This window comes from Mesorhizobium sp. P2_E7 (assembly GCF_056403855.1).
In genome coordinates, this window is record NZ_JBFUER010000001.1 from 2048583 (window position 1) to 2066489 (window position 17907).

Annotated in this window: 15 protein-coding genes; 4 read left to right on the forward strand and 11 right to left on the reverse strand. The window is 63.9% G+C overall.

What is annotated here, in order from left to right; genetic code table 11:
• Window positions 1-41: 41 nt before the first annotated feature.
• The 3 genes from AC1DYC_RS10375 (at window position 42) to AC1DYC_RS10385 (ending at window position 3439) form a co-directional block, all read left to right on the forward strand.
• Window positions 42-626, forward strand: coding sequence for an SCO family protein (locus AC1DYC_RS10375; protein ID WP_477405980.1), 585 nt, complete (start codon window positions 42-44; stop codon window positions 624-626).
• On the forward strand, window positions 626-1498 hold the full coding sequence (locus AC1DYC_RS10380; RefSeq protein WP_477405982.1) for a 50S ribosomal protein L11 methyltransferase: 873 nt from the start codon (window positions 626-628) through the stop codon (window positions 1496-1498). Before AC1DYC_RS10375 ends, AC1DYC_RS10380 begins: the two co-directional genes overlap by 1 nt.
• 96 nt (window positions 1499-1594) lie before the next feature.
• A complete protein-coding gene (locus AC1DYC_RS10385; protein ID WP_477405984.1) occupies window positions 1595-3439 on the forward strand; it encodes an aminopeptidase P family protein in 1845 nt (614 codons plus the stop codon).
• Window positions 3440-3534: 95 nt separating this feature from the next.
• Here the strand turns inward: AC1DYC_RS10385 and AC1DYC_RS10390 are convergent, their stop codons facing one another.
• Window positions 3535-3831, reverse strand: coding sequence for an AzlD family protein (locus tag AC1DYC_RS10390; RefSeq protein ID WP_477405985.1), 297 nt, complete (start codon window positions 3829-3831; stop codon window positions 3535-3537).
• Window positions 3828-4556 (reverse strand): AzlC family ABC transporter permease, encoded by a 729-nt coding sequence (locus AC1DYC_RS10395; protein ID WP_477405987.1) that lies wholly within the window; start codon window positions 4554-4556, stop codon window positions 3828-3830. The genes AC1DYC_RS10390 and AC1DYC_RS10395 overlap by 4 nt, the downstream gene beginning before the upstream one ends.
• A 121-nt stretch (window positions 4557-4677) precedes the next feature.
• Between AC1DYC_RS10395 and AC1DYC_RS10400 the strand changes: the two genes are divergently transcribed.
• Window positions 4678-5436: an SDR family NAD(P)-dependent oxidoreductase gene (locus AC1DYC_RS10400; protein WP_477405989.1), complete on the forward strand. Its 759-nt coding sequence runs from the start codon at window positions 4678-4680 to the stop codon at window positions 5434-5436.
• 8 nt (window positions 5437-5444) lie between these two features.
• Here AC1DYC_RS10400 and AC1DYC_RS10405 read toward each other — a convergent pair whose 3' ends face one another.
• The 9 genes from AC1DYC_RS10405 to AC1DYC_RS10445 all read right to left on the reverse strand — a co-directional run bounded on the left by AC1DYC_RS10405 (window position 5445) and on the right by AC1DYC_RS10445 (window position 17696).
• The gene (locus tag AC1DYC_RS10405) at window positions 5445-6140 is read right to left on the reverse strand and encodes a DUF2461 domain-containing protein (protein WP_477405991.1); all 696 of its coding nucleotides are present in this window, start codon (window positions 6138-6140) and stop codon (window positions 5445-5447) included.
• Window positions 6137-8341: an NAD-dependent DNA ligase LigA gene (gene ligA, locus AC1DYC_RS10410; protein ID WP_477405993.1), complete on the reverse strand. Its 2205-nt coding sequence runs from the start codon at window positions 8339-8341 to the stop codon at window positions 6137-6139. The genes AC1DYC_RS10405 and ligA overlap by 4 nt, the downstream gene beginning before the upstream one ends.
• A 262-nt stretch (window positions 8342-8603) precedes the next feature.
• Window positions 8604-10277 carry a DNA repair protein RecN gene (recN, locus tag AC1DYC_RS10415; RefSeq protein ID WP_477405995.1) on the reverse strand — a complete coding sequence of 558 codons (1674 nt, stop codon included), beginning with the start codon at window positions 10275-10277 and terminating at the stop codon, window positions 8604-8606.
• Window positions 10278-10465: 188 nt separating this feature from the next.
• Entirely contained in the window at window positions 10466-11335 is an 870-nt protein-coding gene (locus AC1DYC_RS10420) for an outer membrane protein assembly factor BamD (protein ID WP_477405997.1), read from the reverse strand.
• Window positions 11336-11598: 263 nt separating this feature from the next.
• Entirely contained in the window at window positions 11599-12546 is a 948-nt protein-coding gene (lpxC, locus tag AC1DYC_RS10425) for a UDP-3-O-acyl-N-acetylglucosamine deacetylase (protein ID WP_112560392.1), read from the reverse strand.
• 271 nt (window positions 12547-12817) lie between these two features.
• The gene (gene ftsZ, locus AC1DYC_RS10430; RefSeq protein WP_477405999.1) at window positions 12818-14470 is read right to left on the reverse strand and encodes a cell division protein FtsZ; all 1653 of its coding nucleotides are present in this window, start codon (window positions 14468-14470) and stop codon (window positions 12818-12820) included.
• A 66-nt stretch (window positions 14471-14536) separates the two neighbouring features.
• Window positions 14537-15844 (reverse strand): cell division protein FtsA, encoded by a 1308-nt coding sequence (gene ftsA / locus AC1DYC_RS10435; RefSeq protein WP_112560390.1) that lies wholly within the window; start codon window positions 15842-15844, stop codon window positions 14537-14539.
• On the reverse strand, window positions 15841-16782 hold the full coding sequence (locus AC1DYC_RS10440) for a cell division protein FtsQ/DivIB (RefSeq protein WP_477406001.1): 942 nt from the start codon (window positions 16780-16782) through the stop codon (window positions 15841-15843). The genes ftsA and AC1DYC_RS10440 overlap by 4 nt, the downstream gene beginning before the upstream one ends.
• Window positions 16770-17696, reverse strand: a complete 927-nt coding sequence (locus AC1DYC_RS10445) for a D-alanine--D-alanine ligase (protein ID WP_477406003.1) — start codon at window positions 17694-17696, stop codon at window positions 16770-16772. Before AC1DYC_RS10445 ends, AC1DYC_RS10440 begins: the two co-directional genes overlap by 13 nt.
• Window positions 17697-17907 lie beyond the last annotated feature (211 nt).

Genomic DNA, 17907 nt, shown 5'->3' on the forward strand with positions numbered 1-17907 from the left:
GCCAATCCGGCGTCCATCAAAATCACGACGGACACTTCCCGATGATGCGTGCAATCCTGGTCGGCATTCTCGTTCTGATGGCGGCCGGCATCGGCTGGCTCACCTTCGACTGGTACAAGGGCCATTATGGCGGCGAACCGTTCGGCGCGCCGTTCGCGCTGGTCGACCAGAAAGGCGGACCGATCACGGAAGCTGCGTTCAGAGGCCATCCCAGCGTCGTCTTCTTCGGCTTCACCCATTGTCCGGAAGTCTGCCCGACCACGCTTTTCGAGCTGGCCGGTTGGCTGAAGACCCTGGGCGACGACGGCAAGAACCTCAACGCCTATTTCGTGACCGTCGACCCCGAGCGCGACACGCCCGAGGTGATGAAAACCTATGTCAGCAATTTTTCCGACCGCATCGTCGGCATTTCGGGCGATCCCGACAAGGTGCACGCGATGGCGAAATCGTTCGCCATCTACTGGAAGAAGGTCGACACCGGCGACGGCGACTACACGATGGACCACACCGCCTCTGTGCTGCTGCTCAATGCCAAGGGCGAATTCTCCGGTACGATCGCTTACGGTGAGAGCGCCGATACGGCGATTGCCAAGCTGAAACGGTTGGCGGCAGGCGCCCAAGGCTGATGGGACAGACCAGGCTCCATTTCACGACCGGAAAGGTCGAGGCCGACCGCATCTTCGCCGCGCTCGAACTGGCTTTCGAGGATGAAGGCCTGCCACTCGCCGTGCTTGAGGTCGACGAAGACCGCGACATTCACGAAGTCTCGCTCTACGCCGATGGCGATGTCGACGCGGTCGAGGCAAGGCTGAAAGACCTCCTTGCCGAGCTTTCGCTATCGAAGCCGGTCGAACGCGAGGTGTTGCCCGACATCGATTGGGTGGCGCGTTCGCTGGAAGGGCTGAAGCCGGTGCGCGCCGGACGTTTCTTCGTCCATGGCGCGCATGACCGCCGCAAGCGCCATAGCGGCGAACTCGCCATCGAGATCGAGGCCGGCCTTGCCTTCGGCACCGGCCATCACGGCACCACGGCCGGCTGCCTGGAAATGCTGGAACGGGTCGTGCGGCGCGAGCATCCGAAAAATGCTCTCGACCTCGGCACCGGCAGCGCGGTGCTGGCGATTGCGGTTGCCAAGCTGGCGCATGTTCCGGTGCTGGCGACCGACATCGATCCGATCGCCGTCAGGGTCGCCGCCGCCAATGCCCGCCTCAACCACGTCAAGTCGCTGGTCGAAACAGTGACGGCGCCCGGCTTCCACCACCCGATCTTCGGCAAGCGCGCGCCTTTCGACTTGATCGTCGCCAACATCTTGGCGCGGCCGCTGATGCGGCTGGCGCCGGAAATGGCCAAGCATATCAGCCTCGGCGGCTCGATCGTGCTGTCCGGCATTCTCGATCGCCAGTGCAACGCGGTGATCTCGGCCTATGTCGGCCAGAATTTCCGCCATGTCAGGACCTTGCATCGCGAAGGCTGGGTAACCATCCACCTTAAGCACTGAACTGGACCAATCCCGGGCTGTTTCGGACATCGAAAATCGATTCCGGTTTTCCGGGCCATGCGCTACGGTCGCGCCAAGTACAGGAGGAAACCAGCCATGTTCCAGACCTTTGACTCCGCTGGCGATCCCAGCGTCGGCAAGCCGCGCGTGAAACTGCTGCGGCAATGGCTGGCGGACAATGGCCTGGACGGTTTCCTCGTGCCTCGCGCCGACGAACACCAGGGCGAATATGTCGCCGACCGCTCGGCGCGGCTGAAATGGCTGACCGGCTTCAGCGGTTCGGCCGGTGTCGCCCTCGTGCTGCGCGACCGTGCCTTCATGTTCGTCGACGGCCGCTACACGCTGCAGGTGCGCCACGAAGTCGATCTCGACATTTTTGCCATCGAGAGCCTCGTCGACAATCCGCCCGCTGTCTGGATCAAGGACAATCTCGGCAAGGGCGCCAGGCTTGGCTTCGACCCCTGGCTGCACACGATCAATGAGGTCAAGGCGCTTCAAGCCTCGGCCGCGCAATCCGGCGCGACGCTGGTGCCGCTCGACAAGAACCCGATCGACATCATCTGGAAGGATCAGCCGGCACCGCCGGTGGCGCCGGTCGAAATCCACCCGATCGGCTTTGCCGGCGAACTGGCGAAGGACAAGCTGGCGCGGCTGGCGGCGGCAATCGGCAAGGACGGCGCCACGCACGCCGTGCTCACCGACCCCTCCTCGATTGCCTGGGCCTTCAACATTCGCGGCGGCGACGTGCCGCACACGCCGCTGGCGCTCGGCTTCGCGATCCTCGCCGCCGACGGCAAGCACCAGTTGTTCATGGACCAGCGCAAGTTTTCGCGCACCGTCGCCGCCTATCTCACCCAGCTTGCCGATTTGCACGAGCCCGGCGAATTCGAGGCGGCGGTCGTCGCCCTTGCCAAGGGTGGCGCAAAAATCGCGCTCGACCCGGTGCTGGCGGCGGAGAAGCTCAGAATGCTGGTCGAGGACAATGGCGGCACCTTTGTTGCCGCGCCCGATCCCGCCCGCATTCCGCGCGCCACCAAAAATCCCGCCGAAATCGCCGGCAGCCGCGCCGCGCATCGCCGTGACGGCGCGGCCGTCGCCAAGCTGCTGTGTTGGCTGGAGCGGCAGAAGCCGGGCTCGCTCGACGAAATAACCGTCGTCACCAAACTGGAAGAGACGCGCCGGCAGACCGGCGAGGAAACGCAGATGCCGCTGCGCGATGTCTCCTTCGACACCATTTCCGGCGCCGGTCCGAACGGCGCCATCATGCATTACCGCGTGTCGCGCGCCACCAACCGCAAGCTGGCAACAGGCGAGCTGTTCCTGCTCGATTCCGGCGCCCAGTATCAGGACGGCACCACCGATATCACCCGCACCGTACCCATCGGCCAGCCAACCGAAGAGATGCGCGAGCGTTTCACCCTGGTGCTGAAAGGCATGATCGGCATTTCGACGCTGCGCTTTCCCGCCGGCACGCGCGGCTCCGAGATCGACGCAGTGGCGCGCATGGCGCTGTGGAAGCATGGCTGCGACTTCGCCCACGGCACCGGCCATGGCGTCGGCTCCTATCTCGCCGTGCATGAGGGTCCGCAGCGCATCGCCCGCACCGGCACCGAAAAACTGCTCGCCGGCATGATGCTCTCCAACGAGCCCGGCTATTACAAGGAAGGCTCCTACGGCATCCGCATCGAGAACCTGATCCTGGTGACGCCGGCCGAAGCGGTCGAAGGCGGCGACATCGCCATGCACAGCTTCGAGACGCTGACGCTGGCGCCGATCGACGTCAGGCTGATACGCACCGACCTGTTGACGCGCGAGGAACTGCACTGGCTGGATACTTACCATGCCTGGGTGTTGGCCGAGATCGGCCCGATGCTCGATGGCGAGACGCTGGCCTGGCTGGAGAAGGCGACAGCGCCGCTGCCGCACGACGCCAAGATCTGACGAGAGCCTCTTTCTCCCCGTTTACGGGGAGAAATGCCCGGCAGGGCAATGAGGGGCAGCGCCGACAGTTCGAAACTGTCGTGCCGGCAGGTTCCCTATCCCACGAACTGCCGGGCAAGAATCAACACCGCCGCCCCGGCCAAAAACATCGCCATCAACCCGCCGCGCAGCGAGACCACAGCGGCGACTACCAGCGCCGCCCATTCCGCCGGCCCGGCGCCAAGAGCCGCCGGTGCCACCAGCGTCGTCAGCACCGCCGCCGGTACAGCGTTTAAACCCGCCTCGACACGCGGATGGATGTGGTCGAAGCGCGAGATCACCAGATGGCCGCCGACGCGGGTGAGATAGGTGGCGATCGCACCGGCAATGATGATCCAGAAGGTGGTGCTCATCGCTTTGCCTCCACGCCGCTATGGTGCGGCGGCAAGATAACGGCCAGAAGCACGCCGGCAACGGCGCCGATGGAGACGTGCCAGGGCGAGCCCACCGTCTTGTAGGCGACGATCGAGGCGGCCGCACTTGCGATCACCACCGGCAGCCACAGCGGCCGCTTGCGAAAGCCCATGACCAGGCCAAGGAAATAGATCGGCAGCAGGAAATCGATGCCGAGCGCGTGCGTGTCCGGGATCAGCTTGCCGAACACCGCGCCCAGCGCACTTTCGATCGCCCAGAACACATAGACCGGCAGGCCAAGCCCCATATACCAGGCAAAGCCAACGGTCTCGCCGGCTTCGGCCTTGCGCTCGGCCACCGCGAACTGCGGATCGGTGAGCACGAAATAGCCCAGCGCCTGCTGGATAACAGGCCAGTGCGCGATGCGCCGGCCGATGCTGGCGGAGTAAAGCACGTGACGGAAATTGACCGCGAAGATCGACAGCACGATCAGCCATGGCGCGACATGCTGGCCGAACAATTCGATGCCGACCATCTGGCTGGCGCCGCCGAAGATCAAGGCGCTCATCAAAGTCGCTTCGAGAACGGAAAAGCCATTGTCGACGGCGATGGCGCCGAACAGCAGCCCAAACGGCGCCGCGGCGACCACCACCGGCATCGACAGCCGCACGCCGTCCCAGAAATCGCTGGCCACAGATTTTTCGGTTAAGGTCTCTGCCGACATGTCACATTTCCCAATCGCGCTGCTATGTAGGAGCCAACGCTTGAAAAGTCAGACGAATTCGCTTGAGCCAACAAATCAGCGAAACTGATGCAACAGGTTGCGGGGCGCGAAGGGGTTTCAGATGATCGCTTATGATTTCACCGGCAGGCATGCCGTCGTCACCGGCGCCGGCGGCGGCATGGGTGAGGCGATCACGCTGGCGTTGCTCGAGGCCGGCGGCTCCGTCACCGCCATCGACATCAAGCCGCGGCCGGCCTCGCTTGCCGCCTATGACGACAAGCTCACCTTCGCCCAGGGCGACCTCACCGACGCCGCCTTTGTCGAACAGACCATCAATGCTGCCGGCCGCGCACGTGGCCGCATCGACTATCTCGCCAATGTCGCAGGCGTGCTCTGGTTCGGCCGCGACAAGTCGGCCCTCGAAATGGATCTCGACGTCTGGGATCAGGTCTTCAACATCAATCTGAAATCCTTCGTCCACACCGCACGGGCTGTCGTTCCGCATATGCGCGCCGGCGGGCGCGGCGGCGCCATGGTGCATTTTTCCACCATCCAGTGGTATCGCGGCGATCTCAAACCGCAGGACGCCTACCAGGCCTCCAAGGCCGGCGTCTGCGCGCTGTCAAAGTCGCTGGCCATGCAGCTGGCGAGCGATGGCATCCGCTCCAATTCGATCTGCCCGGGCATGGCGCTGACGCCGCTGCAGGCGCGCTGGGACACCGAGGAGAAGCGCGCTGCCGTTGCCGACTACACTCCGCTCGGCCGCATCGGCACGCCGCAGGACATGGCCAATGCCGCGCTCTTCCTGCTTTCCGACGCAGCGAGCTACATCACCGGCATCGAACTCGCCGTCGACGGCGGTCTTTTGATGCGGATGTAGCCGCGCACCTAGCCCCGCGGCGCCGTCCCCTGGATCGCCCTGCCCCAGTCGAGCAGCGGTTTGGCGCGCAAGGTAAAATCGACAAGCTCGTCGACCAGCGTTGGCGCGTGAATTCCAGCCGGATTGATCATGTGCTGGACATAGAAGTGCCGGTTGCGGATGGCGTCGACAAGATCGGGTTCGTTGACCTGCTCGAAGCCGCGCGGCGTGCGCTTCAAGCGGCCTTCCGTTTCGAGTTCGAAGCCGTTTTTCTTCAGCGTTGAAAGAAGTTTTCGGAACTCGGCTGGCCGGGCGATAATGGCCTTGCGCATTGCCAGCAGCAGCGGCGGCTCCGGGTTCCACCAGGCAACGTCGGCAAAGCAGCGGTCGACCCCGACATAGACGAAGAACACGCCCTGCTCCATCTTGGTGCCGTCCGGGGACAGCATGGCCGACAGATGCTGGTTGTAGGGCCGCTTGTCCTTGGCGAAGCGCACGTCGCGGTTGATGCGGAACAGCGACTTCTTGCGGTCGCCGCGCAGGCCGAGCCCCGCCGCCGCCAAGCGCTCCGTCAGCGTCTCGACCAGGTCGCAGAACGGCTCATGCAATTCGCTGTCGTAAAGCCCACGGTTCTCCTGGAACCATTCGCGGCTCTGGTGGAAATCGAGCGCCTTCAGGAACGGGATGGCCTTTTGGCCAAACCCTTTGAACGAACCGCCGGTCATGCCTTGCCGACCCGTTGCAGCCAGGTGTCCTCGTCGATGACTTCGACGCCGAGTTCGGTTGCCTGCTTCAGTTTGGAGCCGGCACCCGGCCCGGCCACCAAAAGATCCGTCTTCGCCGACACCGAACCCGCCACCTTGGCGCCGAGCCGTTCGGCCATCGCCTTGGCTTCGGAGCGGGTCATCTTTTCCAGCGTGCCGGTGAAGACGATGGTCTTGCCGGCAACCTCGCTGTCGGCCGAAACGGTGACGATATACGGCTTCGGCTTGACCTGCTCGAGCAATCTGTCGAGCACGTCGTCATTGCGCTCATTGCCGAAGAAATCGCGCAGCGCATCGATCACCGTGTCACCGATGCCGTTGATCGAGGGGAAAACGCTGTGCGGGTCCTCGGCCGCAGCGGTCTCCTTGCCGACGCGGATCAGCTCCTCGATGGTCGAGAAGGTCTTGGCAAGCACCGCTGCCGTGGTTTCGCCGATATGGCGGATGCCGAGCGCAAAGATGAAACGGTCGAGCTCCGGCTCGCGGCGCGAATCGATGGCCGCGAAAAGCTTGTCGAGGCCCTCATAATTGCGGTCCTCGACACCGCGCACATTCTTGCGCGCCTTGCCCGATGCCGCCTCCCGCTGCCTGGCCTGTTCCTCGCGCCGCTCGGCCAGCGCCCGGGTGACGGCCGGCCGGCGATCCCTGAGCGTGAAGATATCGGCGGCGGTCTTGACCAGACCCGAATTGAAGAACAGGTCGATGTTTTCGGCGCCCAGTCCCTCGATGTCGAGCGCCCCGCGCGAGACGAAATGGCGCAGCCGCTCCACGGCCTGCGCGGCGCAGATCAGCTCGCCAGTGCAGCGCCGGCGCGAATCCTCCTTGCCGGTCTTCTCGTTGATTTCGCGCGTCGCCGGCGAGCCGCAGACCGGACAGGTATGCGGGAATTCGTAGGGCACGGCATCGCCCGGCCGCTTGTCGATGACGACGCTGACGATCTGCGGAATGACGTCGCCCGCCCGTTGTATGACAACCGTATCACCGATGCGCACATCGATGCCGTCGCGAATCGGCAGGCCGTTGCTGTCGAAGCCCTTGATGTAATCCTCATTGTGCAGCGTGACGTTTTCGACCACCACGCCGCCGACCGTGACCGGCGCCAGCCGCGCGACCGGCGCCAACGTGCCGGTGCGGCCAACCTGGATGTCGATCTTCTGCACCGTCGTCATCGCCTGTTCGGCCGGGAATTTGTGCGCGACCGCCCAGCGCGGCTCGCCGGTGACGAAGCCCCAGCGACGCTGCAATTCCAGCTGGTCGACCTTGTAGACGACGCCATCGATGTCGTAGCCGAGCGACGAGCGCAGCTCCTCGATCTTGTGATACTGCGAGATCAGCTCCTCGACCGACTTCGCCCGCACCATCAGCGGGCTGACCTTGAAGCCCCACTCCGCGAATTTCTGCACGGATTCGTACTGCGTCGGCGCTGGGTCCGCAGACGTGTAGCCCCAGGCATAGGCGAAAAATCTAAGGTTGCGGCTGGCGGTGACAGAGGCATCCTTCTGGCGCAGCGATCCGGCAGCCGTGTTGCGCGGATTGACATAGTCCTGGCCGCCCACTGCGGCCGAGCGCGCCTTCAGCGCCTCGAACTCGGCATAGGTCATGTAGACCTCGCCACGGATCTCGATGGTCTCGGGCCAGCCCGATCCTTTCAGCTTCGCCGGGATGTCGGCGATGGTCCTGAGATTGGCCGTGATGTCTTCGCCGACAGCGCCGTCGCCGCGCGTGGCACCCTGTACAAACACGCCACGCTCATAGCGCAGCGACGCCGACAGACCGTCGATCTTCGGCTCGGCCGTAAAGGCGATGTCGAGATCCTTGTCGCGGTCGAAGAAGCGCCGGCCACGGTCGATGAAATCGGTGACATCCTCGTCGGTATAGGCCTTGGCCAGGCTGAGCATCGGCACCGCATGGCGCACCTTGGCAAAGCCTTCGGCCGGCGCGGCACCGACCCGCAGCGAGGGCGAATCCTCGCGCACCAGACCGGGAAAGCGCTCCTCGATGGCAAGGTTGCGCCGCCGCAGCGCATCGTATTCGGCGTCGGTAATCGTCGGCGCGTCCTCGGCGTGGTAGCGCCGGTCATGGCCGGCGATCTCCTCGGCCAGCCGCGCAAGCTCATCCGCGGCTTCGCTTTCGCTCAACGATTCGACTGGTTTTTCAGACATGCGGCGATCCCTGGACAGTGGCGCGCCACCATAAATCAGGATTTTGGAAAAATCATTCCCGAACAGGAGCATGCAGTCATTTGCTGACTCAGATTCCACGCATGGAGGATCAGGCACCCAGGACGTGTCGAGATTCAGGTCAGGCCGAGTTGAGAATGGTGGCTTCCGAGAACCGGAGCGGAGCGTACTTTCGGGTACGTGAGCACCGGAAGCGCAGGAAGCCGCCTTTCGCAGGCCGGCCTCACCTGAATATCGGCACGGCCTAAGCTGCGGCCGTGTTCTCGCGCAGGAGCCGCTCGGCAGCCGCACGAGCTTCGTCGGTGATGGTGGCGCCGGCCAGCATGCGCGCGATCTCTTCCTGGCGCGCCGCCCGGTCCATCTCGGCGATGCCGGTGGCAACCTTGTCCGAGCCGCCGGATTTGGAAATCAGGAAATGCGTCGCCGCACGCGCCGCCACTTGCGGCGCATGGGTGACCGATAGCACCTGCACGCGCTTCGACAGCCGTGCCAGCCGCTGGCCGATGGCGTCGGCCACGGCGCCGCCGACGCCGGTGTCGATTTCGTCGAACACCAATGTCGGCGCCGAGCCGCGATCGGCCAGCGCCACTTTCAGCGCCAGCAGGAAACGTGACAGCTCGCCGCCGGACGCAACCTTCATCATTGGGCCTGGTCTTGTGCCGGGATTGGTGCGCACCCAGAACTCGACCTGGTCGATGCCTTCTTCCATGCGGTTTTCGCCATCGCTGGTCAGCCCGACGATGAACTCGGCCCGCTCGAGCTTCAACGCCGGCAGTTCGGCCATAACAGCCTTGGTGAGGCCGACCGCCGCCGCATGGCGAAGCGAGGACAGCTGGGCCGCCGAAATGTCATAGGCCTCGCGCGCGGCGGCCGCCTGCTTCTCCAGCCCATGCAGGCGCTCTTCGCCGGCGTCGAGATCGGCAAGGTCGGCCGACATGGTGTCGCGCAGTTGCGCCAGATCGTCGACCGCGACGCTGTGTTTGCGCGAGGCCGCACGCAGCGAGAACAGCCGCTCCTCCGCCTTCTCCAGCCGCTGCGGATCGTATTCGGTGGCGCGAAGCGCCGCCTCGACGCCCGATTGTGCCGCATCCAGCGACAGCATCGCCTCATCCAGCGACTTCACCACATCCTCGAGTAGGCCTGGCGCTTCGCTCGCCTTGCGCTGCAGGCGCCTGAGCAGGCTGGCCAGCTGCGGCAGCGGCGAGGACGGGCCTGACAGCACATCCTGCGCATCGTGTATTTCCGAGGCGATCTTCTCCGCCCGCATCATGGTGGCGCGCAGTTCCGCCAGCTGCGTCTCCTCGCCGGGCTGCGGATCGAGTTTCGCCAGCTCGGCCACCGAAGCCCTGAGATAATCGGCCTCGCGCGCCGCCGCCTCGACCTTGGCGCGGTGCCGGGCAAAGTCCTGCTCGCAGCCGCGCCAGTAGCGCCACGCCTCGCCCGTCGCTCGTGCAGCACCGAGATGGCCGCCAAAACTGTCCAGCAATTCGCGATGCGCGCCGGGATCGACCAGGGCGCGCTCATCGTGCTGGCCGTGAATCTCGACCAGCGCGTGGCCGATGTCGCGCATCAGAGTGACGCTGGACGGCTGGTCGTTGACGAAGACGCGCGTGCGGCCATCCGCTGTCTGCAGTCGGCGCAGGATGATGTCGCCGTCATCCTCGATGGCGTTTTCGGCCAGCAGGGCGCGCACCGGATGGTTGCGCGGCACGTCGAACACGGCAATCACCTGCCCCTGGGCCGCGCCATGGCGCACCAGCGAGGCGTCGCCGCGCGCGCCAAGCGCCAGCGACAGCGCGTCGAGCAGGATGGATTTGCCGGCGCCGGTTTCACCGGTCAGCACGGAAAGGCCGGGCTGGAAGTCGATATCCAGCTTCTCGATCAGGACGATATCGCGGATCGACAGTCTGGAAAGCATCAGAACCCGAACCTATCGCATGTCGCCCCAAAGCGGAGAGGTTTGGGACAACGGCATGCACAAACAAAAGACTAAGGCGCGACGCGCCTCAATGCGGCATGCGACCGTTGGAGTCGCAGCGCCGCACTATCTTTTTGTTTGAGCGTCGGATCAATCCGAAAAGCGCTGTGCCCGCTTCAGTAGAGGCGTCAGGCGCCGGTGATCAGCTTTCCGGCCTTGGATATCCACGACCCGGCATTCTCGCGCGGCTCAAGCCCATTGCTCTGCAAGAGCTTGTAGGAATCCTTGTACCACTGGCTGTCTGGATAGTTGGTGCCGAGCACGGCCGCGGCCGTCTGTGCTTCCGAGGTCAGACCCATCGCGTAGTAGCTCTCGGTCAGGCGCGCCAGCGCCTCCTCGACATGGCGAGTGTAGGAATAGTTCTCGACCACATTGCGGAAGCGCTTGACCGCGGCGATGTATTCACGCCGCTCGAGATAATAGCGGCCGATCTGCATCTCCTTGCCGGCGAGCTGGTCGTTGGCAAAGCGGATCTTTTCCTTGGCGTCGTCGACATATTCCGAGGTCGGCCAGCGCGTCACCAGATCCTGCATCGTCTGCACAGTCTGGCGTGCTTCCTTCTGATCCTGGGTGACGTCCTTGATCTGACGGTAATAGCTCAGGCCGATGATATACTGGGCATAAGCGGCGTCGTCGGTCGACGGATAGAGCGTGAGATAGCGCTTGGCCGAACCGATCGCCTCGTCATAGTGGCCGGCGCGGTAGTCGGCAAAGGCGCCCATCACCATCGATTTGCGGGCCCACTCCGAATAGGGGTGCTGGCGGTCAACGGCGTCAAACTTCTTGCTCGCCTCATCCAGGCGGCCGGCGTTGAGATTGGCAAGGCCTTGATTGTAAAGGACGTCGGCCGGTTCGGTCTGGTCGACATAGGTCGACAGATCGACGTCTTTCTCCGACGACATGCAGGCCGAGAGGAACAGCGACGGCACAACCACCGAAAGCGCCAGGAAAACAGCCCGATGCGGCGCTTTCAATTGACCAACTCGCTTGAAGAACATGATTGGATTGCGCCCTTTCGGCGTTATTTCAATGCCTTTCGCATGGCGTTCCCTCAAAACTGGTCCCCACTTTTGAGCGACATGCGTCTAATCGACGGCAGCAGCCATAAACCATAACTGCCTAGCCCAGCAACGCTATGTCTAGCCAATCGCACATTTTTGTGGCGGCTTGGTGTTGCCCCTAAAGCTATGTGCTTTCACCGGCCGGTGATGCATCCGTGCAACACCAGCCAGCGCTCAGAAAGCCAGAAAATCGTTAAGAATCAGATCACCCAGGGCGCAAAGACAGGCCCGGTGACGGCGCTCATCTCGGCCGTGCGGCCACGCTCGCGGCGTGTGGTCTCGACGACCTCGAAGGCCGAACGGTCGGACAAAAGGCGCCGCAAAGCCGCTGCATTCATCCGGTGGCCACCGCGATAGGAACGGAAGCAGCCGATGAAGCGGGCGCCGGCCAGCGCCAGATCGCCCATTGCGTCCATCGTCTTGTGGCGGGCAAACTCATTGGGATAGCGCAGGCCGCCCATGTTGATCACCCGGTTGTCGTCGCCGATCACCAGCGAGTTCTCCAGCGAGGAGCCCAGCGCATAGCCGGCCGCCCACAGCCGCTCGACATCCTTCATGAAACCGAAGGTGCGGGCGCGCGCAATGTCCTGGCGGAAGACGTCGGGGTTGATGTCGGAGGCGAACAGCTGACGGCCGATCGCCGGGCTCTCGAAATCGATCTCGACCTCGAAGCGGGTGCCGCTATAGGGCCTGAATTCCGCCCAGGAGGCGCCGTTCTCGATGCGGACCGGCTTGACCACCCTGATGTAGCGGCGCTTGACCGCCAGCGTCTCGATGCCGGCCTGGTCGATGGCTTCAACGAACGCCACTGCGCTACCATCGAGGATCGGAACCTCGTGGCCGTCGATCTCGATGACGATGTTGTCGATGCCGAGCCCGAAGAGCGTCGCCATCAGATGTTCGACGGTGGCGATATGCTCGCCTGCCGGATCGCCAAGCATGGTGCAGAGATCGGTCGCGCCGACTTCGGCGACCAGAGCACGGAACTCGCGGCTCTCGCTTCCGGTCGAAAGGTGAAAGACAACGCCGGTGTCGGCGTCCGCGGGGAGGAAATTGACGGTGACCGGTTTGCCGCTGTGAACGCCGGTACCGGTCAGCGTTGCACGCGATCTAAGTGTCGTCTGGTAGTCTTGCAAGACAAACCCCATAGCCCATATGCCTAAGTCCGCTTTACCCTAGAAGGTGCGGCTCTTTGTAATCGGCAGGCAGGGCCAACTCCCCGAATCCCAGCACACCGAAAGTGCTGCGGCAAAGATAGTGGTCCGTCAGGGAGACTCCAAATCACGGTTTCTTACTCTGTGTAACCGCGGCCGGCTATGAGCGTCACTTCGTAACGCTCTGTTATCAAAGGATCTTTTGAGTTAACAGGCAAACGATCTCTCGTCTGCCTGTTAACAAGTGTTACATACCGTTAACGCCTCAGTTGGCCTGGCGGCGCAGGAAAGCCGGGATCTCCAGCTGGTCGTCTTCCTGGGCCGACCTGGTCTGCGGCGTCAACCGGCCCTGATCGTCGAGCTGGCCGCGGCGCGGCGCGTAAAGCTGCGGATCCTGGCTGGCAAGGCGGCGCATTTCGGGCGCTGCCTGGCGCAGTTTCGGTTCGCGCGGCTGCGCCGGCTGCAGCCGGGCCGGTTCTTCCTCGCGGCGCGTCAGGCCGTTGGTCAGCCGCTTGAGCAACCCCATCGGCCCGCTGTTTTCATGGTCGGTCGGCCTGCCCTTGGCTTCCACCTCGGCCTTCACCACCGGCGGAAAATCCTCCACCCGCGGCATGCGCTGCGGCGCGGCAGCCACCGGCTGCGGCATTTCCCTGAGCGGCGCCGGCTGCATCACCTGCTGCACGACAGGCTGCGGTTGCGCCGGCGGGGCCTGGAAGATCTTGCTCTGCGGGCGGAAATCTTCCGCCTGGGCCATCGGCGCCGGACGAGCCATTGCCGCCGCATTGGCTTCGGCAAGCTGGATCGCCTCGGCGACCGGATCGGCCGCGCGCTGCTCATAGGTCTGCTGGACCGGTGCTGGCCGGACTTCCGCGGCCGGAGCCGGACGGGCGACCGGCTTCGGCTGCGGCGGCACGGCGCGGATCGAGATCGGCACCGCGGCGATTTCGGCCGCCGACTTGTCGATGCCGGTGGCGACCACCGAGACGCGGATAACGCCTTCGAGTTCCTCGTCGAAAGTGGCGCCGAGGATGATGTTGGCGTCCTGATCGACTTCCTCGCGGATGCGGGTCGCGGCTTCGTCGACTTCGAACAGGGTCAGGTCGCGGCCGCCGGTGATCGAGATCAGCAGGCCCTTGGCGCCCCTCATCGAGGTCTCGTCGAGCAGCGGGTTGGCGATCGCTGCCTCGGCGGCGGCCATTGCGCGGCCCTCGCCCGAAGCCTCGCCGGTGCCCATCATCGCCTTGCCCATTTCGCGCATCACCGAACGCACGTCGGCAAAGTCGAGATTGATCAGGCCTTCCTTGACCATCAGGTCGGTGATGCAGGCAACACCGGAGTAGAGCACCTGGTCGGCCATGGCGAAGGCGTCGGCAAAGGTGGTCTTGTCATTGGCCAGCCGGAACAGGTTCTGGTTGGGGATGACGATCAGGGTATCGACACATTTCTGCAGCTCCTCGATGCCGAGGTCCGCCGTCTTCATGCGACGCTGACCTTCGAAATGGAACGGCTTGGTGACGACGCCGACGGTGAGGATGCCTTTTTCGCGCGCCGCGCGGGCAACGACCGGAGCAGCACCGGTGCCGGTGCCGCCGCCCATGCCGGCCGTGACGAAGCACATATGGGTGTTGGAGAGGTGATCGATGATTTCATCGATGCACTCCTCAGCCGCCGCGCGGCCGACCTCCGGCTGCGATCCGGCGCCGAGACCCTCGGTGACATGCGCGCCGAGCTGGATCAGCCGCTCGGCCTTCGACATGGTCAGCGCCTGCGCGTCGGTGTTGGCCACCACGAACTCGACGCCGCGCAAGCCAGCGGTGATCATGTTGTTGACGGCATTGCCGCCACCGCCGCCGACACCGAACACGGTGATCCGCGGCTTGAGCTCGGTGATGTCCGGCTTTTGCAGATTGATGGTCATTGTCTCCGTCCTTTGCCTTTCCCGCCGCTTCGCCGCCGCGGCCGCCTATGGGGCTGTCCCCGTCAATTAGAAACTGTCTCTCAACCACTGACTCATGCGATGCAGTTTTCCGCCCGTTCCGGTCATCCTGAGACCGGAAATTCCTTTCGCCGGATGGCTCTCGAAACTCGCCATCTGCGGATAGATCAGCAGTCCGACCGCCGTCGAGAAAGCCGGCCCCTTGGCGGCTTCCGGCAGGCCCGCCACGCCGAGCGGGCGGCCGATGCGCACATTGCGTCCGAGAATCCGGCGCGCCGCTTCCGGCAGGCCGGCAAGCTGGCTGGCCCCACCAGTCAGCACGACGCGTTTTCCCACGGCATTGCCGTAGCCGGACTTGTTCAGCCGGTCGCGCAGGAGTTCGAGCGTCTCATCGATGCGGGCGCGGATGATGCGCGTCATCACCGAGCGCGGGATCTGCAGCGGCATCTCGCCTTCCTCGCCGATCGGCTGGATCGAAACCAGGTCGCGATCGTCGGCACTGCCGGGCAGCGCCGAACCATGCATCACCTTCAGCCGTTCTGCGGCGTCGAGCGATGTCGACAGGCCCTTGGCCATGTCCAGCGTCACGTGATTGCCGCCAATGGCAATCGCGTCGCCATGGACGAACTTGCCTTCCGAAAACACCGAGATCGTCGTCGTGCCGCCGCCCATGTCGATGCAGGCGGCACCCATTTCGAGTTCGTCGTCAACAAGCGCCGCTAGCCCGCTGGCATAGGGCGTCGCCACCATGCGCTCGACAGACAGATGCGAGCGGTTGATGCAGAGCTCCAGATTGCGCAGCGGTGCGGCGTCACCCGTCAGCACATGCATGTCGACGCCGAGCTGGTCGCCGACCATGCCGCGCGGATCGCGCACGCCGCGTTCGGCATCCAGCGAAAAGCCGACGGGCAGCGAATGGATCACGTCGCGCTCAGCCTTCAGCGCCTGCTTGGCGCCGGCGGCAAGGACGCGCTTGATGTCTGCTTCGTCGGCCTGATGGCCACCGAGGTTGATGGTGGCCGAATAGGTTTCGCTCTTCAGCCTGCCGGCGGTCATGTTGACGATCAACGAGTCCACCGTCAGTCCCGCCATGCGCTCGGCAGCGTCGACCGAGAGGCGGATGGCATGCTCGGCGCGGTCGAGATCGACAACCACGCCCGACTTCACGCCTTGCGATTTCTGATGACCGATGCCGATCACCTGAATGCGGTGCGAGCGGCCGCGCAACAGCTTGCCGTCCTCGCGCGGCTTGAGCTTCGCCACCACGCAGCAAACCTTGCTCGAGCCGACATCCAGCACGGTGAGCGTGCCGGAGCGGCGCGAAGAGGCATCGCTGTTGCCGCCAAGCCAGCTCATATCTTCGTCCCCGACTTGCGCTTCAGATTTTGCGGCTTTTCATTGAGCGCGGCCTGGCGCTGCGTTGCTGCTTCCGGCGTCAGTTGCACGACCAGACGATCGGAGATGCGCATGTCGACGGCGGCGATATCGCGTGTCAAAAGCCCCTTGTCATGATCCATGCGGACCAGATCGGCGATCGACTGATCTTCGCCATCCTCCGGAAGCTTGACCGTGATGCCGTTTTCCAGCTTCAGGTCCCAGCGCCGTTCGCCGATGCGGATATAGCCTTTGACCCGCGCGGCAAGCTCGGGAAATTTCTGGATCTTGGCCAGGAAGTCGGGCGCCTTGGCCGGCGCGCCGGTGCCGATGATCAGTGGCAGCAAGGCCTGCTTGCCGCCCGAGAACGGTGCGATCACCGCGCCGGAACGCTCGATGACCGAAAGCTCCGAGCCCTGCTGCCAGAGCGCGAAGGGTTCGCGCTCCTCGACACGCACTTCCAGCGTATGCGGATAGACCTTGCGCACGGCCGCGACCTCGACCCAGGGCAAGGTGTCAATACGTTCACGCGCGGCCTCGGCATCGAAGCCGATCAGCGACGTCCAGCCGTCGAGCTCCAGCCGGTCCAGTATGTCGATCTCCGAGGTCTGGCGGTTGCCCACCACCTTGATCTGGTCGACGGCAAAGCCGGTGCGAGCAGTGATGCCCTGGACGATGTCATCGGCATGGCCGCCGAGAATGGCGCCATAGAGGCTGCTTGATGCAATGAGCGAAGCCGACAGGATGGCCGCCGAAAAGCGCGGCGCGACGAAGTCGCCGCCACCCAGGCGCGCCAGCACGCGCACCGGCCGGCGCAACACACGCGGCAGCACGAAATGGTCGAACGACAACGGCATGCCGAACAGCACCGGCCCGGCGCCGCCCCTGCCCTTGTCCTGTCCCCATTTCAACGCAGACACGAAGCGTCCTCCACCATCCAACTCAACAGATCGCCGAACGAATGCCCCGCTTGGGCGGCGATTTCAGGCACCAAAGACGTCGGCGTCATGCCCGGCTGAGTGTTGATCTCGAGCCAGACAATTTCGCCGTTTTCGGAGTGACGATCGTCATAACGGAAGTCCGACCGGGAAACGCCCCGACAGCCGATAGCCAGATGTGCCTTGAGCGCCAGTGTCTGTATTTTTTGGTAAATATTCGGTGAAATTTTAGCAGGGATTTCGTGTTTTGATCCGCCGGCAACGTATTTTGAATCATAGTCGTAGAAGGAATGGCCGGTCGGGATGATCTCGCAGACGCCGAGCGCCACGTCGCCCATGACGGCGCAGGTCAGTTCGCGGCCATGGATGTAGCGCTCGACCATGACAGTCTCGCCATATTTCCAGTCCGACGAACCGATGACCTGCGGCGGATGCGACTGCCCCTCATGCACAATGACGACGCCGAAGCTCGAGCCTTCATTGACGGGCTTCACCACATAGGGCGGCTTCATCGGGTGCTTGTTCCGGATGGCGAAGCGGCTGGCAACCTTCGATTCCGCCACCGCAATACCGGCAGCTTTGGCAACCTTCTTGGCCTGCTCCTTGTTCATGGCGAGCGCCGAGGCGAGCACGCCCGAATGGGTGTAGGGAATGGCCAGATATTCGAGGATGCCCTGGATGGTGCCATCCTCGCCGAACGGACCGTGCAGCGCATTGAAGACGACATCAGGCTTGAGCGCGGCAAGCACGGCGCCGACGTCGCGTGCAACGTCGACGCGGGTAACCTGGTAGCCTTCATTCTCAAGCGCATCCGCACACGCCTTCCCCGAAGACAGAGACACGGGCCGCTCGGACGAGAATCCGCCCAGGAGGACAGCCACATGCTTGTTCTTCATATCCCGTCATCCCCTCTCACGGCGGGCTCGCAACCACGCATTCAGCGGCCAGATTGAGTCCGAGTCTCCCGGCAGGTTGCCCCCCAGACGGAAAACGCGGTCGACGCGTCGAACGACTCAAATCAGGAAACGCTTTAGGGCAGAGAATCAGAGAGTTGATTCGCTGGCAAGTGCTTATGATTCCGACAGATTCACTTTCCGCGAAAACGGC

Excerpts from the sequence above, each read along its gene's own strand:
- AC1DYC_RS10375 (WP_477405980.1), top strand. The coding sequence starts at position 42 with ATGATGCGTGCAATCCTGGTCGGCATTCTCGTTCTGATGGCGGCCGGC.
- ligA (WP_477405993.1), bottom strand. The coding sequence starts at position 8,341 with ATGTCTGAAAAACCAGTCGAATCGTTGAGCGAAAGCGAAGCCGCGGAT.
- ftsA (WP_112560390.1), bottom strand. The coding sequence starts at position 15,844 with ATGAGCTGGCTTGGCGGCAACAGCGATGCCTCTTCGCGCCGCTCCGGC.
- AC1DYC_RS10445 (WP_477406003.1), bottom strand. The coding sequence starts at position 17,696 with ATGAAGAACAAGCATGTGGCTGTCCTCCTGGGCGGATTCTCGTCCGAG.
- recN (WP_477405995.1), bottom strand. The coding sequence starts at position 10,277 with ATGCTTTCCAGACTGTCGATCCGCGATATCGTCCTGATCGAGAAGCTG.
- AC1DYC_RS10380 (WP_477405982.1), top strand. The coding sequence starts at position 626 with ATGGGACAGACCAGGCTCCATTTCACGACCGGAAAGGTCGAGGCCGAC.
- AC1DYC_RS10395 (WP_477405987.1), bottom strand. The coding sequence starts at position 4,556 with ATGTCGGCAGAGACCTTAACCGAAAAATCTGTGGCCAGCGATTTCTGG.
- ftsZ (WP_477405999.1), bottom strand. The coding sequence starts at position 14,470 with ATGACCATCAATCTGCAAAAGCCGGACATCACCGAGCTCAAGCCGCGG.
- AC1DYC_RS10420 (WP_477405997.1), bottom strand. The coding sequence starts at position 11,335 with ATGTTCTTCAAGCGAGTTGGTCAATTGAAAGCGCCGCATCGGGCTGTT.
- AC1DYC_RS10405 (WP_477405991.1), bottom strand. The coding sequence starts at position 6,140 with ATGACCGGCGGTTCGTTCAAAGGGTTTGGCCAAAAGGCCATCCCGTTC.
- lpxC (WP_112560392.1), bottom strand. The coding sequence starts at position 12,546 with ATGGGGTTTGTCTTGCAAGACTACCAGACGACACTTAGATCGCGTGCA.
- AC1DYC_RS10385 (WP_477405984.1), top strand. The coding sequence starts at position 1,595 with ATGTTCCAGACCTTTGACTCCGCTGGCGATCCCAGCGTCGGCAAGCCG.
- AC1DYC_RS10390 (WP_477405985.1), bottom strand. The coding sequence starts at position 3,831 with ATGAGCACCACCTTCTGGATCATCATTGCCGGTGCGATCGCCACCTAT.
- AC1DYC_RS10400 (WP_477405989.1), top strand. The coding sequence starts at position 4,678 with ATGATCGCTTATGATTTCACCGGCAGGCATGCCGTCGTCACCGGCGCC.